This window comes from Streptomyces sp. NPDC048696 (genome assembly GCF_043198895.1).
Taxonomy (GTDB): Bacteria; Actinomycetota; Actinomycetes; order Streptomycetales; family Streptomycetaceae; genus Streptomyces.
Window position 1 is genome coordinate 1 of sequence record NZ_JBICVJ010000011.1, and the last position, 15486, is coordinate 15486.

At 70.0% G+C, this 15486-nt stretch carries 14 protein-coding genes and 2 pseudogenes; 6 read left to right on the forward strand and 10 right to left on the reverse strand.

The window, feature by feature from the left end; genetic code table 11:
- Positions 1-215: 215 nt before the first annotated feature.
- Together ACGFRG_RS23155 and ACGFRG_RS23160 are read right to left on the reverse strand one after the other, a co-directional pair.
- On the reverse strand, positions 216-626 hold the full coding sequence (locus ACGFRG_RS23155; RefSeq protein ID WP_393266682.1) for a RidA family protein: 411 nt from the start codon (positions 624-626) through the stop codon (positions 216-218).
- 177 nt (positions 627-803) lie between these two features.
- Entirely contained in the window at positions 804-1520 is a 717-nt protein-coding gene (locus ACGFRG_RS23160) for an SDR family oxidoreductase (protein WP_361425492.1), read from the reverse strand.
- 143 nt (positions 1521-1663) lie between these two features.
- Between ACGFRG_RS23160 and ACGFRG_RS23165 the strand changes: the two genes are divergently transcribed.
- Positions 1664-2620 (forward strand): AraC family transcriptional regulator, encoded by a 957-nt coding sequence (locus ACGFRG_RS23165; protein ID WP_393266685.1) that lies wholly within the window; start codon positions 1664-1666, stop codon positions 2618-2620.
- 134 nt (positions 2621-2754) lie between these two features.
- On the opposite strand, the gene ACGFRG_RS23170 is transcribed toward ACGFRG_RS23165, so the two are convergent.
- Positions 2755-3408, reverse strand: coding sequence for a class I SAM-dependent methyltransferase (locus ACGFRG_RS23170; RefSeq protein ID WP_393266687.1), 654 nt, complete (start codon positions 3406-3408; stop codon positions 2755-2757).
- Between the two features lie 356 nt (positions 3409-3764).
- On the opposite strand from ACGFRG_RS23170, the pseudogene ACGFRG_RS23175 reads away from it, so the two are divergent.
- Positions 3765-3932, forward strand: a pseudogene (locus tag ACGFRG_RS23175) (TipAS antibiotic-recognition domain-containing protein); the annotation flags it as partial.
- Between the two features lie 62 nt (positions 3933-3994).
- On the opposite strand, the gene ACGFRG_RS23180 reads toward ACGFRG_RS23175, so the two are convergent.
- Positions 3995-4477 (reverse strand): nitroreductase family deazaflavin-dependent oxidoreductase, encoded by a 483-nt coding sequence (locus ACGFRG_RS23180; protein ID WP_393266690.1) that lies wholly within the window; start codon positions 4475-4477, stop codon positions 3995-3997.
- Between the two features lie 303 nt (positions 4478-4780).
- Between ACGFRG_RS23180 and ACGFRG_RS23185 the strand changes: the two genes are divergently transcribed.
- Positions 4781-5383, forward strand: coding sequence for a MerR family transcriptional regulator (locus ACGFRG_RS23185; protein ID WP_393266693.1), 603 nt, complete (start codon positions 4781-4783; stop codon positions 5381-5383).
- A gap of 1131 nt (positions 5384-6514) precedes the next feature.
- Positions 6515-7543, forward strand: coding sequence for an NlpC/P60 family protein (locus tag ACGFRG_RS23190; protein ID WP_393266696.1), 1029 nt, complete (start codon positions 6515-6517; stop codon positions 7541-7543).
- 42 nt (positions 7544-7585) lie between these two features.
- Here the strand turns inward: ACGFRG_RS23190 and ACGFRG_RS23195 are convergent.
- Positions 7586-8371, reverse strand: a pseudogene (locus tag ACGFRG_RS23195) (MBL fold metallo-hydrolase); the annotation flags it as partial.
- 33 nt (positions 8372-8404) lie between these two features.
- Here ACGFRG_RS23195 and ACGFRG_RS23200 point away from each other — a divergent pair.
- The gene (locus ACGFRG_RS23200) at positions 8405-8557 is read left to right on the forward strand and encodes a hypothetical protein (RefSeq protein ID WP_393266699.1); all 153 of its coding nucleotides are present in this window, start codon (positions 8405-8407) and stop codon (positions 8555-8557) included.
- 151 nt (positions 8558-8708) lie between these two features.
- Here the strand turns inward: ACGFRG_RS23200 and ACGFRG_RS23205 are convergent, their stop codons facing one another.
- The 4 genes from ACGFRG_RS23205 to ACGFRG_RS23220 all read right to left on the reverse strand — a co-directional run bounded on the left by ACGFRG_RS23205 (position 8709) and on the right by ACGFRG_RS23220 (position 12780).
- The gene (locus ACGFRG_RS23205) at positions 8709-9530 is read right to left on the reverse strand and encodes a S1 family peptidase (protein WP_393266702.1); all 822 of its coding nucleotides are present in this window, start codon (positions 9528-9530) and stop codon (positions 8709-8711) included.
- 666 nt (positions 9531-10196) lie between these two features.
- On the reverse strand, positions 10197-10361 hold the full coding sequence (locus ACGFRG_RS23210) for a hypothetical protein (RefSeq protein WP_361432640.1): 165 nt from the start codon (positions 10359-10361) through the stop codon (positions 10197-10199).
- 318 nt (positions 10362-10679) lie between these two features.
- Complete coding sequence (locus ACGFRG_RS23215; protein WP_361432637.1) at positions 10680-11582, reverse strand: VCBS repeat-containing protein; 903 nt, start codon at positions 11580-11582, stop codon at positions 10680-10682.
- A gap of 250 nt (positions 11583-11832) precedes the next feature.
- Complete coding sequence (locus ACGFRG_RS23220) at positions 11833-12780, reverse strand: phosphotransferase family protein (protein ID WP_393266704.1); 948 nt, start codon at positions 12778-12780, stop codon at positions 11833-11835.
- A gap of 271 nt (positions 12781-13051) precedes the next feature.
- Between ACGFRG_RS23220 and ACGFRG_RS23225 the strand changes: the two genes are divergently transcribed.
- On the forward strand, positions 13052-13807 hold the full coding sequence (locus tag ACGFRG_RS23225; protein ID WP_393266707.1) for a hypothetical protein: 756 nt from the start codon (positions 13052-13054) through the stop codon (positions 13805-13807).
- Positions 13808-13897: 90 nt separating this feature from the next.
- Here the strand turns inward: ACGFRG_RS23225 and ACGFRG_RS23230 are convergent, their stop codons facing one another.
- Positions 13898-15397: a PLP-dependent aminotransferase family protein gene (locus ACGFRG_RS23230; protein WP_393267220.1), complete on the reverse strand. Its 1500-nt coding sequence runs from the start codon at positions 15395-15397 to the stop codon at positions 13898-13900.
- Between the last annotated feature and the right edge of the window lie 89 nt (positions 15398-15486).

Sequence of the window (15486 nt, forward strand, 5' to 3'; positions counted from 1 at the left end):
AGCTTCAGCCGGGTTGCTGCGACAACCCGGTGGTGAAGGTCTCTCACCTCACTCGATTCCATGGCGCCTCGTGGCGCACCCACCCGCTACGACAAAGCGCGGTACGTCTGTCTCGGCACCGTCACCGCTGCCGCCCTCCTGCTGTGGTTCCGGTCGTGACCGGAGCCACATCCCGGGCGGGGCGGTTGGTTCCCGGGCAGGGATGGCTCGTCCGCTCAGGAATCGAGCACGGCGGCGATGGCTTCGATCTCTACGAGCTGGCCGTCATAGCCGAGCACGGTGACGCCCATCAGTGTGCTGGGCACGTCGTGGTCGCCGAACGCGGTCCGGACGACCTGCCACGCCGTCACCAGGTCCTCCCGCCGGTGGGAGGCAACGAGAACGCGGGTGCTGATGACGTCGTGCAGTGACGCGCCGGAGTCCGCCAGAGCGGTCCGCATGTTCTCCGCAGCCCTGGCCGCCTGCCCCGCGACGTCCCCGATCGCCGCAGCGGAGCCGTCCTCATTCAGAGGGCATGCTCCGGCCAGGAAGATCAGCCGAGACTCGGCCGGGGCCGTGGCCGCGTAGGCGTACTCGGCAACATCGGACAGGGAGGCAGAGCGAATCAATGTGACGGCACGCGGCACGGGCTTCCTCTCGCGGTAGTTCCGGGGCGCTCACGACCTTCTCAAAGGCCGACTCCGCGTTCCACGCATTTTCCTGGCTGTCGACTCCCGTGATGGGCCGCTGCTGCCGCGGCGACGAACGGCGTTACGTCGGGGCGGTGTTGCTCCGTTGGCTGAGCTGATATGCGTGGCGCCACGTCACACCAGTGCCGCGCCGCCGTCTATCGCGAGCGTGGTGCCGGTGACGTAGGCGTTGGACAAGGCGAACAGATAGGCCGCCGCGGCCTCCTCGGCAGTGCCGACACGTCGCGTGAGCAGCTCGGACCCGGCGTCCTGGAGGAAAGCCTCCGGGTCCGGGACACTGCCGTCCCACAGCTCGGTGCGGATCACACCGGGCTGGACCACGTTGACGCGCACAGGGGCGAGTTCGACGGCGAGTGCCCGGGACAGGGATTCGATGCCGCCGGTGATACCTGCCGTGAGCGCGGTTCCGGACAGCGGGCGGATCGCCAGGACGCCGGAGCTGAAGGTGATCGATCCGCCGTCGCGCAGCCGCGGCGCAGCGTACTTGGCGGAGAGGAACGCGCCCCAGAACCGGCGCTCGAAGACGGCCCTGGCCTCCTGCGGGGTGGTGTCGACCAACGGCTTGATCAGCAGTGATTCGCCCGCGGTGTAGACGAGGTGGTCGAACTCCCCGACCTGCTCGAAGAACGCGGCGATGGCGTCGCCGTCGGCGACGTCCAGGCGGCGGCCTTCGGCGGGCTCGCCCAACCGCTTCGCCGCGGCGTCCACGCGGTCCTGATTGCTGGAGGCGACCAGGACGACCGCGCCGGCCGCCGCGGCCTGCTGGGCTACCGCGAAGCCGATGCCGGAGGTGCCACCGATGATCACGATCTTCTTGCCGGCCAGAGACATGGGATCCGTTCCTTCGTTGATGCAGTGCCGGAGTTCGGCAACCGCCATGGCAAGAACGTATGCCCTCACATCGAGACGGTGAATGACTTGAAATCTTGATTCCCTGTCTTATCGTCTCGCCAACACGGCACTAGAGTGGCGCTATGGACATCCTGAGCGACACCCTCGAAGTCCTGCGCACGGGACGCCCGATGGTGACGCGCACCGACGCGCACGCCCCGTGGGGCCTGAAGTTCCAACCCATCTCAGGAGCCGGATTCCATGTGGTCGTGGAAGGGCACTGCCACCTGCTGCCACCACACGGCCCACCGCTCGCGCTCGCACCCGGCGACATCGTGTTCCTGCAGCGCGGCAGCGGACACACCCTGTGCGACGTGCCGGGCCGCGATCCGGTGGACTTCGTACCGGAGCGCGTGGACCGTTCCTCGCCCATCGGCCAGGTCACCGTGGACGGACCGGGGCCGCGCACGGTGCTGGTGTGCGGGGCGTACGCGATCGACGTCGATCGCCCGCATCCGCTGTTCAGCGATCTGCCGGAGGTCATCCACCTCCCCGCCGTTCCGGGCCGCCACCCGGTACTGCGGTCGGCGGTCGATCAGCTGTGCGCCGAGTTCCACGCGCCGCAGCCGGGCTCGGACGCGGTCGTCACGGCGCTCGTCGATCTGCTGCTGCTGTACATCCTCCGGTCGTGGTACGCCGAACTACCGAAGGAGCGGACCCGGGGTTGGGCGGCCGCGCTGACCGACCCGGCAATCGCCCCGGCCCTGAAGGCGATCCACGACGATCCCGGCCATCCCTGGACCGTGCAGTCGCTGGGCAGCCGCGCCGGGCTGTCCCGCGCGGCATTCGCCCGCCGCTTCACCTCGGTGGTCGGCGAGCCGCCGTTGACCTACCTGACCAACTGGCGGATGGCCACCGCGGCGCGGTTGCTGCACCAATCGCCCGCCCCGCTGAGCACCATCGCGCAGCACACGGGGTACACGTCGGAGTTCGCCTTCGCCAAAGCCTTCAAACGACACTTCGGATCGCCACCCGGCGCCTACCGCAAGCAGGCCAAGACGGCAGGCGACGAACGGCGCGGATACAGCGGATACAACTGACGGTGAGGGCCAGGACATCACCGCGCCGATCACGGCCTCGCGGTGGCCCCGATGTGGTGGAGCGCCGGGCGGATCGTGTCCACGAACACGGCCTCAGACACGGCCTCCCGAGCATCCGGCCGGAACAAGCCCCGTCAGGGCTTCTCGGGCTTGCGGGCCAGGAGGCAGGCGTGCGGTCTCGTCAGCCGTCCGCCGGGCTCCTGCTCCAGTCTCGCGGTGACGACGAGTCCGGCCTGCTCCAGCAGACCGACCATGCGGTCCAGGGGCAGGAGGTACGACTCGTAGGACACCGGATGGCCATAGCCGTGGGTCGGCTGCAGCCGCTCGTCGCCGACATAGTCTCCCCAGAGCAGGTAGCCGCCGGGCGCGAGAGTGCGGTGGAACTCGGTGAACACCGTCGGCAGCCACCGCGGAGGCGTGTGATGGGTGGAATACCAGGCCAGAATGCCACCGAGCTCGTCGCCCCCCGTCTCCAGTGCGGTCATGGAGCCCTCGGTGAACCGCAGGTTCGGATAGGCCTGCCGGGCCAGCCCGATCATCTTCGGCGACAGATCGACGCCAAAGGCGGCCACCCCCAGCCCGGCCAGGTGCGCCGTCACGCGGCCGGGGCCGCACCCCACGTCCGCGACCGGCCCCCGACCGGCCGTCCGCACGAGTTCGGCGAACCCCACCAGCATCGCGCGTGACAGCGGATCCATCTCGGCCGGAGGCGGGACACGTACGACGTAATCGGCGGCGACCGTGTCGTACGACTCCCGGACAGCGGTCAGAAAGGAGGGGGCAGCCATGCGGGCGACCCTAGACCAGAGTGCTGACAAGCCGTGACCCAACTTCGAACCGACCTGCACGGCATCGACCGCTGCAGACGCCCGGGGCGGCGAACCCAGTCCTCCGGAGCAGGACGCACCCAAAGCAGCGCGGCAGGGCGAGATCACGCGTTTCACAGGGTGTGGGGGATGGGCTATAGTGGATCTTGAGCTTGCAGCCGCGATGAGCGGCGGCGGGACTGGCGTTGGTGGTCCAAGGAAAGGCGCCCCACTTCCTGTGGGGAGATGCAGGTGCAAGGCCTGCCCAGCGCTCGATGAACGAGGGTCCTGGTCTCTGTATGGAGACCAGGACCCTTTTCTGTGCTGCCTGTTGGGCTCGGACCCGAACCGAACTGCGGACGGTATCCGCCGAGGAGTACCGTGCCATCGGCCGCTCCTGCGTGGGTAACAACGCCTGGCGCGCCGCTTACGAGGCGATCGCGCCGGGCCTGGCCACCTACCAGCGCGACGCCATCCAGGCGTACCGCACCTCTCGGCTGAGTTGAGCTGAGCTGATCCTGGAACGGGCCGCCCCCACGGAAGCCGGTCCGGCAAAGGGGTCCGAAGCTCAGTTCCTTGTCGGCGCCGCGGGATTCGCCGGCCCGGCCGGGTGCTCGGGTTCGAATACGAAGACCGGGATCATGCGGTCGGTCTTCTCCTGGTATTCGGCGTACGGCGGATACGCGGCGACCGCGCGCTGCCACCACTCGGCCTTCTCGTCCCCGGTGACCTCACGGGCCGTCATGCTCTGGCGTTCGGGGCCGTCTTGAAGTTCCACGTGCGGGTCGGCCTTGAGGTTGAAGTACCAGACCGGGTGGCGCGGGAAGCCGCCCTTCGAGGCCACCGCCGCGTACCGCCCCTCGTGCTCCACGCGCATCAGAGGAATCTTGCGGATCCTGCCGCTCTTCGCGCCGCGCATCGTGACGATGACGACCGGCAGGCCCGTGTCCCGGAGCGTCGTGCCCTGTGTGCCACCCGAACTCTCATACAGCTCGACCTGTTCGCGCACCCACTGCGCCGGACTCGGTTCGTACTCGCCCTCAAGAGGCATTGGATTCACCCCATTGCCGTGTACGGATGGTGTCGGGACAGTCCAGCACAAGCCTCACGCGAAGGGGAGACCGCCCCTCCCGCCCGCTCGGCGAGGACAAGTACGTCATCACCGTCACGCCAGCGGTAACGAGAGACACGAGATCAAGTAACGCCAACGGAATCGCGACACGCTCGTGCCCATCCACGAACTGAAGGAGCGTCAGCCGCGTCTCTCGCGGGACCAAAGGCCTGTTCAGTGCGGGACCAATGGCTCCAGTAACGGGACCTTCGGCGGCCGTCCCGGACGTCGGCCGCTGCCGGCGTGCCGCTGGCCGAGATCGGGCTCCTGCTCAACGCCGACGCCGAGCAGTTCGCCGCAGCCCTCGCCGACGTCGAGCGGCAACTCACCGAACGGATCGAGGAGTTGACCGCGCGGCGTGACACGCTGCACCGGCTCGCCGACGGCGACCGCGCTCTCCTGCCCGACCGCGCTGTGGCGCTGCTGGAGCGCATGCCCGGCCTCGGCTTCCCCGCGGACGAGGTGGCGGCCACCAGGGAGGGCTGGGTGCTGGCCAAAGCCCTGGTCCCAGAAGGCTTCGACGACTACCTCGCCCATGTCGAGCACGCCCTCGAAGACCCCCAGTACGTCGCCTTGATCCAGCGCGGCGCCGAAGCCGCGGCCTGGGAGCCGGACGACCCACGCATCGCCGAGCTCGCCACCGCCATGGCCGACCACTACCTCGCCAACCCCGCGCACCTGAAGATCGTGACCGGCCTGCAGGCGCGGACCGAGGCCGCGACCCGGTACAAGATGATCGCCCACCACGGTGAAGAGCAGGGATCGACGGCGGCCCGCATGGTCGCACTCGTCGAGACCAAGCTGCGCTCCGCCGGGGTCCGTATTCCCAGACCGGACTCCCACTGACCGTACCGCTAGGGCCTGTCCGGTGGATCTTGCCTGGGACGCGGGGGTGTGGCACGCCCATCTGCCGCGTTGTCGTCGGTTGCCGACGCTCCGCGTCGCCGCCCTCCTCCGCCTTGCAGCATTGGGGTCTCCCCTGCTCGAACGAGGTTGAGAGCTTGGGGAAGCACCACACCCCCACTCACCGGCACCGAAACGGCGTCCCGGACCGAAGGCGGCCAGATCCACCGGACAGGCCCTAGGCGCTTGCCGCCGTCGCGGTCGTCGGCGTCCTGGGTGCCAGTTGCCTGAGCTGCCCGGGGCTTTCGGTCTCTGCGCGATCCACTCGCCATCCTGCGTACCCGATCTGATGCGGACAGTTACCGTCTCCTGGCGAGCGGAAATGTGCCCGCCGGTCGATCGAGAGGGCAGCATTTCGTGCGCGAATGTACGGCCGTTCGGTCGGGAAGGATCGGAGGCAGGCGCCGCCGATCATTCGGCTGGCTGGCCGCGTGCCGAACTGTGCGCCGCAATTGTCCGGATCATGTTATAGGGGAGCCGAGCCTGTCGGGTGATGACTCGGCGCGCCTCCGACCGGCACGCCAACACAACGGGGCCCACCGGAGAGGCCAAGACCTCCGGCCACACTCGGACGGCGCCCGCGAGAAGCGGCTCGCGCGGCTGGCGCTCACTACTCGCTCATGACCCGGTCAACGAGCCCACGGGCCCGCGGAGTTGGGTTCAGCGACTGCGGTCGCCGGGGTCGAGCAGGCTGGTGACTTCGGCGATCACCTCCGGCGAAGGGGGGCGGCACCGGACGTTCTCCGGCTTCCCGTGCAGTGATTTCGCCATGAGCGTCGGCGGACCCGCCCCGCCCTCGCCAAGGTGTGTGAGCACCTCTGATGGTGCCAACACCGGTGACCCGCCGCACCCTTGACCAACGCTGCCGCCGCCACCCGTTCCGTGTGTGCGACGTGTGTAAAAACCGTGCTCCGCGAGCCAGATTTTTCTCACGAAGATTTGAATCAATCACAACTTGGTCACTAAGGTCATGTTCCGAACCTTCGCTCGATCGTTCACCCATTCGGGGTGTCGGCGAAGGGGCCGCCATGTCTGCGTAGTTCGGCGGCTCTGAGGAAGAAGGAGCTGCCCTCCGTGGGGTCCCACCGTCGTCCCAGAAATCCGAGCCGCGCCCGCATCAGCGTGCTCACCGCCACGGCCGCCGCAGCCGTCGCCCTCAGCTCCCAGGCCGCCAACGCCGCACCTGCCAAGCCGAGCAAGGACGAGGTGAAGTCGAAGGTCGACGAGCTCTACCACCAGGCGGAGAAGGCCACCGAGGAGTACAACGGGGCCAACGAGAAGCAGACCGCCCTCCAGAAGGAGGTGACGGCCCTTCAGGACCAGGTGGCCCGCGGCCAGGCCGAGCTCAACGCCCTGCGCAACGGCATCGGTTCGCTCGCCAGCGCCCAGTACCGCTCCGGCGGTCTGGACCCGTCCGTCGAGCTGTTCCTCTCCACCGACCCGGACAGCTTCCTCGACAAGGCCTCCGCGATCGACCAGTTGGGCGCCAAGCAGACACAGGCCCTTGAGACCATCCAGGCCAAGCAGCGGGCCCTGGCGCAGAAGCGTGCCGAGGCCGCCCGTAAGCTCGCCGACCTCGCGGACGTCCGCAAGACGGCCGGCGAGAAGAAGAAGGCTTTTCAGGGCAAGCTCGCCGAGGCGCAGAAGCTCCTGAACACCCTCACCGCCGCCGAGCGCGCCACCCTCCAGCAGGACGAGAGCCGCGCCAGCCGCGACGCCGGCGAGCGCGTGAACCTGGGCCACGAGAAGCCGGGTTCCGGGCGCGGTTACGCCGCCCTGCAGGCCGCCGCGACGCAGATCGGCAAGCCGTACCAGTCCGGTCACGAAGGCCCCGACTCCTACGACTGCTCGGGTCTGACCCAGTGGGCCTTCGCCCAGGTGAACGTCCAGATATCGCGGGTCACGTACACGCAGATCAACGACGGCAACCCGGTGAGCTTCGACCAGCTCGCCCCCGGTGACCTGGTCTTCTTCAACAACCTTCTGCACGTGGGCATCTATGCGGGCAACGGCATGGTGCTGCACGCCCCGAAGCCCGGCGCCTTCGTCCGTTACGAGAAGATGAGCTACCTCGGCAGCTTCTACGGCGCCCGGAGAATCTGACCGCCTGGCCCGGCCCCGGAGGACGTTTGCATCGTGCCCCGATCAGTGCCGTGATCCGGCTCGGGTGTGCCGGGCCCAGTCGGGGTCCAGGCGGTCCGCCAGGCCTGCGGCGGTGAAGGCCGCTTCCAGTTCGTCGTGGCCCTCGGTGAAGTGGGCCCAGCTGTCGCAGTGGACGGGAACGACGCGGCAGGCGCCGAGGACCTGGGCGGCCTCGACGGCCTGGGCGCTGTCCAGGACGATCAGCCCGCCGTCGAAAAGTATGGGGAAGCGGGGGGCTCCGGCGAAGAGGATGGCGGTGTCCACCGGAGCGAAGCGCTCGGAGATCTCCTTGACCGCGTCGAGCGAGGCGTTGTCGCCGCTGACGTAGACGGTGGGCAGGCCCTCCCCGGTCAGGACGAAGCCGACGACTTGGCCGAGGACCGGCTCCACCTCCTCGCGAGGCCCGGGGCCGTGAATGGCGGGTACGCCGGTCACGGTCACCGTGCCGCCGCCGGGGCGGTTCAGCTCGATGGACTCCCAGTCGGCCAGGCCCTTGGCCTTCGCGCCCAGGCGCTGTCCGCCGTCGGGGGTGGTGAGGGTGAGCGGGACGTCGGCGAGCAGGGCCCGGCCCGCGTTGTCGAGGTTGTCCGGGTGCTCGTCATGCGAGAGCAGGACCACGTCGACGGGGCCGAGGTCGCCGGGGGTGACGGTGGAGGGAGCTGTCTTGGTCAGCGTCGCGCCGGGCACCGCGTGGTCGCCGGGACCGTCGAAGGTCGGGTCTGTCAGGAAGCGCAGGCCGCCGTACTCGAACAGGGCCGTCGGGCCGCCGAGAACGCGGACAGGGAACCGGCCGGCCGATGCGGGAACGAAGGTGCGGACCTGGTGGACGAGTACCGGCTGCTGACCTTCCCCACTGTCCTCGGAGCCGGTCGCCGGCTCTTCCCCGCCGACGGCCCCCCGGCCGACCTGGAGCTGCTGGACGTCGACCGTGTCGGTCCCGCCCTCCTCGCCCGGTGCCGGAAGGCAGCCGGATGACGGGACGCTTCGTCGCCCTGTCTTCGCGGCGTCCCCGATCTCTCCTTCGCGGCACCACCACAGGGCATCAACAGGGGCTGCCTTCGCCCCGGAGCCGGTGCCGGTGCGTACGGCGTAGCGAGCGGCACCGGCACCGTGTCGGGGTCCCGACTCAGCCGTTGCGGCCGATCACCTCATGGATCCAGCCCGCGTAGGCGGGCGCGCTGGTATAGAGCCCCGGGCCCTCACTGCAGCGCACGCCGGGGGCGCCGGGGCCCGAGGTCACGCCCGTGAGTTCCCAGCGCCCCTTCGGGTCCCGCTGGAGCTGGGGGCTGCCCGAGTCGCCGTTGCATGCCATGGCCTTGGGCACCTGGCTGATCGTGCAGAGAAGGGTGCTGTCGGCATAGCCCGGCGCGCACTCGGAGACCGCACCCCGGCGCGTGTCGAGTTCCTGGAGCCGGTCGGGGAAGACCCATGGGGTGTCGGGGGTGTCGTCGGTCCTGCCGAAGCCCAGGAGCCGGGTCGGGGTGCCGGGCCGCCCCGGCTTGTCGGCGATGCGGATGGGCTTCTCGGCGACGGGTCGGTTGAGTCGGATCAAGGCGACGTCGTTCCGGTTGAAGCTGGTGCCCTCGCCGTTCCTGTACCCCGGGTGGGACACCGTCTTCGCGACGGAGCAGATCGTGCCCCCGGAGCTCTTCCACTCACTGCCGATCCGGACGGTGCCGTCCAGGGTGACAAGCCCCGGGTCCACGCAGTGGGCAGCTGTGAGCACCCACTGTGAGTCGATCAACGCCCCCCCGCAGACACCCTTGAACGTCGGGTCGCCCACACCCGTCACCGGGATCGACACCATGAACGGGTAACGCTGCGTGGAATCCCTCCCGTTGACGATGGCTTCGGCGCTGCCGGTCATCATGGCGGCGCACGCCGCTCCGGCCAGGGCCACCGCGACGGTGCGCGCCGCCGTGCGGCGGGAGGACTTCAAGCTGAACACTGGTTCTCCGATCGGACGAGCAGGTGGGACGTGCTCAGCCTCCGTGATCAAGAGGACCGATCCATCCGGTCAGTGGGCCGATCCGGGGTCCCGCCAGCGGGCCGTGCGGGGTAGGGAGAACCCCCGGACGGCACGGCAGGTTCCGCATCCGCTGCCGAGGAGACTCTGCAGGACCCGGCGTTCTGGAACCTGGGCGTCGCGGCCACCATCCAGCGCGACTGGGTGACTGCCCGGGACGCCTGGGAGGGCTTCGGGAGTCCCATGCCGCAGGGTGAAGGGGAGATCAACGGTTCCTTCAGGAAGGCGTGCGTGCGGCTGGATTACGGGAGGCGAGCGGGAGGTGGTGTGGAGCGGCTCTGTCCCACGCGGGGGCGGGTGATGAACGTGCCGGCGACCGGTGGCCGCCGCTTCGGCGAGATCGCATGTGCTGTGTGCCTGCTGCAGCGAGGGCTGCCTCGACTGGGATGAGGCCGGAACGCCGACGCACAGCGGTTCCAGCAGGTCTGGCTGGCCGAGCGGGAGGCCGAGGCCGACAGCTGCTGGACGCGTGGGCGGCGGCCGCGGGACGTGCTTGGAGCGGGCTGGAGTTGGTGGGGTGAGTGGGAGGACCCGTCCTCGCCCGGTCTCGGCAGCTTCAGCCATGGCCTGCGGCTGGCACGCTCCCACCTACGTGCACCCGCAGGTACTGCCGTAGAGGACGAACCACACCGCCACGGCGCCGACGATGGTCAGCACCGCCGCCCCCAGCAGCCACGGCCACCGGCGGTCTGGACGACTGCGGGCCTTGGCGGCGGCGATGCTGCCGACCGCGCCGGTCAACAGGACGACCACAACGCTCAGCGCAGGAGCGGGACTTCGGCCCCAGCCCCAGACCAACAAGGCCCCGCTGGATGAGTACCGGCGGTCCATGCCGGTTTCACCGCGAGCCTGTCGCCCAGCGAGCCGGGCCTCGCGGTCGAGGAGGCGGGGCGCTCGTACTGGCCGGGCCGGCCGACGGGTGCCCGTCGGTGCTGATGCCCGCTGTGTGCCCCCAGGGCGGCGGGAACGCCCTATGCCGCAGCCGCCGGCAGCGAGTGCTCTCGCAGCCGGCGGCAGGGGCGTCCGATCCTCGCGCTCAGGCGACCGGAGGGCCGGAGGACGACCGGGCGATCAGAAGAGGTCGCGGTACTGGTTGTAGCCGTAGCCGATCTTGACCTTGGCCTTGAAGGGAGCGGCCGCCTTGCCGGTCCCCTTGTACAGATAGAGGTCGCCCTTGGTGTCACGGGCGATCAGGTCGCTGTGGCCGTCGCCGTCGACGTCCCCGGTGGCCACCAGCTTGTTGAACTGGTTCCAGCCGCCGCCGATACGGACCCGCGGGGCGAACGGCTTGCGCAGGTCGCCGGTGCCCTTGTACAGCCACAGCACGCCCTGCTTGTCGCGGGCGACGATGTCCGGCTTCGTGTCGCCGGTCAGATCACCGAGGCCGGTGATCTGGGAGTACTGGTTCCAGCCGCCCCCGATCTGCGTACGCGGAGCCAGCGAGCCGTCCGTGCGCGTCTGCCAGCGCCACAGGACGCCCTGCTTGTCACGCGCCAGCAGGTCAGGGTGCTTGGCGCCGCCCAGGGCGCCGGGCACGAAGACACTGTCGTACGGACTCCAGCCGCCGCCCACCCGCTTGAGCTCCCCGTGACGCCACAGGTTCAGCGTTCCGTCGTCCATGACGTGGTACGCGCCGTCCTGGTAGCCCGTCATCTCCAGGTCGATCGACGCCCCGTACTTGAAGTGCGGCCATACGTAGGCACCGGACCGGGCCTCGAAGCCGCCCTTCCCGTCGTTCATGTACACGTACATCTGCCCCGACGGGAGGATCCCGGACAGGAAGTAGAACGGCGCGGCGGGCGTCGGCTTGGCCGCCCCGGCCGCGACAGCACCCACGGCGCTGCTCTTCGCCGAGCGGGACGCGGCGGGGCTGTCGGCGACGGCCGTGCCGGCGGCCGTGGCGGCCAGGGCGACGGCCGTCGCCACCGTGGCCACGCGTGCGAGCGCGCGCCGACCGTGGAAAGGTTTCTTCACAAGGAACTCCGGACGATGGAAGGGCGTGAAGGAACCAGCGCTGACGCACGGCAGTTGGCGTGTCGCGCCTTCAGACGAGAGCGCGTGCGCCGACACACCGGCCTTGCGGATCCCCCCACGAGGTCTAGACCGGAAGGATATCGCCCAAGGTCAGACACTTCCGCACTATTTTCCCGACGTAACGCGGGTGGTGGCGGGCATGACACGGTCCCTCGGTCCGGACCGCTCGAACGCCGCCGCGCCGGACTGCCTAACCCGCCAGCCGGGCGATGTCATCGGCGATACCACCCAAGGGCCCGACCGTGCCGGTCGAACGGAACCAGTCCCACAACTCGACCGCGTGGTAAAGCCGGTAGAGTTCGAGCCGCTCGACGGCGTCGGCGGGAAGCGGCCCGTAGCCTTCGAACAGCGCGCTGCGTTCCGGCTCCCCTCGGCCGAGGGAGTAGTAGTCGGTCTTGGCCAGGTCGATCAGCGGGTCCGCGGCGATCGCGTTCTCGACGTCGATCACGCCGGTCAGCTCCCAGCCGCCCGGACGCCGTGCGACGAGCACGTTGCCCTCATGCAGGTCATTGTGGCAGAGCACGGCGGTCTCGCAGTTGTCGAACAGCGCCCCGTCACGCTCGACCCGCCGCGCGACCGCGTCGTGCAGCCGGCCGTCGCCGCCCAGAACCTTGAACTCCATGAGTTTCTTGGCGAACTGGCGCCGCATGTGGCTCCCGTTGTCGAAGCGCGGATCGAGGATGTGGTCGGTCACATACCCGTAGGCCTCCTGGCCGATCTGATGAATCGTGGCCAGGGCGGCACCCATCTCCCGGTAGAACGACGGAATTCGTGCCGGGTCCAGATCCTTCGACGCCTCGGACAACGGGCGCCCCGCAAGCAGGCTCAGGACCGTGACGGCCCGACCTCCAGGCCCTCCGCCCCGCGTGCGGTGCAGCACGCTCGGCACCGGCAGGGATCCAAGGCGCGCAAGCATCCGGTAGACGTGAACCTCCTTTGCCTGCTTCCACGCCCACTCGGGCGCGTACACCTTGAAGATCGCGCAGTGGGCGGGATCAGCACAGCGCATCTCGTACACCGCGCTCAACTGGCCGCCCGTACGCGGCACCGCTTCGATCACCTCGGCGTCGGGGAACACCTCCCGCAGCAGCCCTTCGGCCCACGCCATCCTGGGAGGCAACTGATCCGGTTGCGACATGCGTGGACCGTATGCGCCGAGATGCAGCACGGCAATCGGTTATCACGCGCTGCCCGCCGACAGACCCGGGCCGGTCCAACTGCCGGAGCTGGCTCAGAGGGGATTGCGTGCCCGGGGCCGCGCCAGCAGCACAAAGACCAGCAGGAGGGTTACGGCTGCGCCGGGCGGTCCGGTTACCTCGCCGGTGGATCTGAAGGCTGGTGGAGCGGCGGCGACGCCGGGACATGCATACTTACGTTCGACTTTTCGGTCTCTGTTCAAAGGAAACCCCGTGCACGTTCGCCCCCGCCGGACCGCTCTCCTGGCGCTGGCCGCCTCGTCGGTGCTGCTGACCGCCTGCAACGGTGGCTCCGACTCCTCGTCCGCTCCGGCCAAGTCCGCGGGTTCCGGCGGCAGCAAGGACAAGGGCGTGCCCTCCGTTCCCGCCTCCATCACCGCGGACCAGGCCCAGCAGGCGCTCGTCGCCCTCGGGGACCTGCCGGTCGGCTGGAAGCTGGAGCCGGACACGGGTCTGGACAAGTCGCAGGGCGGGGAGGACGAGATCTCCGGCCCCTCCAAGCCCGAGTGCGCGCCGATCACGGCGGTCCTCAACACGGGGCGGCTGGAGGAGGACCACAAGGCCAACGCCCAGGTGGTCTTCACGAAGAAGGGCGACCAGACGACGGTCGCCCAGGACGTCAGCGGCTACTCGCGGGCACAGGCCGAGAAGGCCATGGCCGGGCTGCGGACGGCGGTCGAGAAGTGCGCGGTCTTCAGCGCGAAGGAGAGCGGCAAGAAGGCCACGGTGAAGGTGAAGAAGGCCACCCGGCAGCCGGCGTACGGCGACGAGTCGATCGCCTACGCCGTCACTGTCGTCTCGGGCGACATGCAGATGGACTTCGACTTCGGCACGGTACGCAGCCACGGCGCGATCACGACGGTCCTGAACAACTACAGCGACCACGGGGACCGGGGCAAGGAGGCGTTCGACAAGGCCCTGGCCAAGGCCGCGCAGAAGCTGACGGCAGCGGCGTCGAAGACTGCCTGACCTGCATGCCCTGCGCCGCGCGGATCGCGTTGCGGTACGTGCGGCTCCCCGCAGACCGCTCTTCGCCTCCGTGCCCTCACAGACCGGGTGTCAGTCCAGCTCACGCAGCACCTCGCCGAGTACCGCCACTCCTTCGGCGACGGCACCGGGCGGGGTCGCGGCGTAACCGAGTACGAGGCCGGGGCGCCCGGGGAGTTGGCTGTGCCACGACAGCGGCTGGCACTTCACTCCCCGGGCGAGCGCGGCGGCGGCCAGGACCGTGTCGGGCACCTCGGCTGTGTAGGTGAGCGTCAGATGCAGGCCCGCGGCGGCGCCGTGCACGGTCGCGCCCGGCAGATGCTCGGCGATGGCGTCGATCATCGCGTCGCGGCGGCGCCGGTGGCGACCGCGCAGCAGGCGCAGATGCCGTTCCAGATCGCCGGACTCCATCAACCGGGCGAGTACCAGCTGGGGCAGTACGGGGTTGCCCAGGTCGACGAAGCGCTTGGCATCCGTCAGCGCGTCGCGGTAGCGGGGCGGCGGCACCATCCAGCCGATCCGCAGCGCGGGCGCGAGCAGCTTGGAGACACTGCCCGAGTAGCACACCCGGTCGGCGAGCAGGGCCCGCAGCGCGGGCACCGGCGGCCGGTCGTAGCGGTGCTCCGCGTCGTAGTCGTCCTCGATGATCAGTCCGCCGTCCGTCGCCCAGCGGAGCAGCTCGCGGCGGCGCTCGCCGCTGGTCACCACGCCCATCGGGAACTGGTGCGCGGGGGTGAGCAGAACGGCCCGGGCACCGGTGGCGCGCAGGGCGTCGACGCGTACGCCGTCGTCGTCGACCGGGACGGCGGGGGTGGCCAGATCTCCGTTGCGCAGATGCTGCCGGGCGCCGAGCGCGCCCGGGTCCTCCACCGCGACGCCGTCGATGCCGTCGGCCCGCAGCACGGGGTGCAGCAGGGTGAGCGCCTGCGCGGTCCCGGCCACGATCAGCACCTCGTCGGGCTCGACCCGGATGCCCCGGCCGTGCGCCAGCCATTGAGCGACGGCCCGCCGTAGCCGCGGCTCCCCGCGCGGGTCGCCGTAGCCGAGCTGGTCGGCGGAGAGTTCGGCGAGCACGGCCCGCTCGGCGCGCAGCCAGGCGGTGCGGGGGAACGCGGCGAGGTCGGGCCGTCCGGGCGTGAAGTCGATACGGGCGGGAGCGGCGCGCAGCGCGTCGAAGACGTCGGAGCCGGGTTCGCCGGCGAAGAGCGCGCCCGACGTCGCGGCGCCCGACGGCACGGAGGCCGGGGTGGGTGCGGTCGCGGGGCGCGTCGGCGGCGACGCGTGCGGTGCCGCGACCACCACCGTGCCACCGCGTCGGCGTCCCTCGACCTGGCCGTCCTCGGTCAGCCGCCGGTACGCCTCGGTGACCACGCCCCGGGAGACGCGCAGTTCGGCGGCGAGCACACGGGTGGGCGGCAGTCTGCTGCCCACGGACAGCCGCCCGTCGGCTATCGCCTGCCGCAGCCGCCCGGCGAGCCACTCCGCCTTGCCTCCCACGGGTGCGGTGCCCGCGTCGAGTTGCAGGAAGTCGGAGCCGTACCCGGGTGATCCGCCGTCCACGGCCGCCGCCATGGATGCGGCTGCCGTCGCGTCCATCGCCCGTTCTCCCTCGTTCACCGGCTCATGGTGTGATGCGCCGCCAGGCTGGCCGTGTGCCGGGA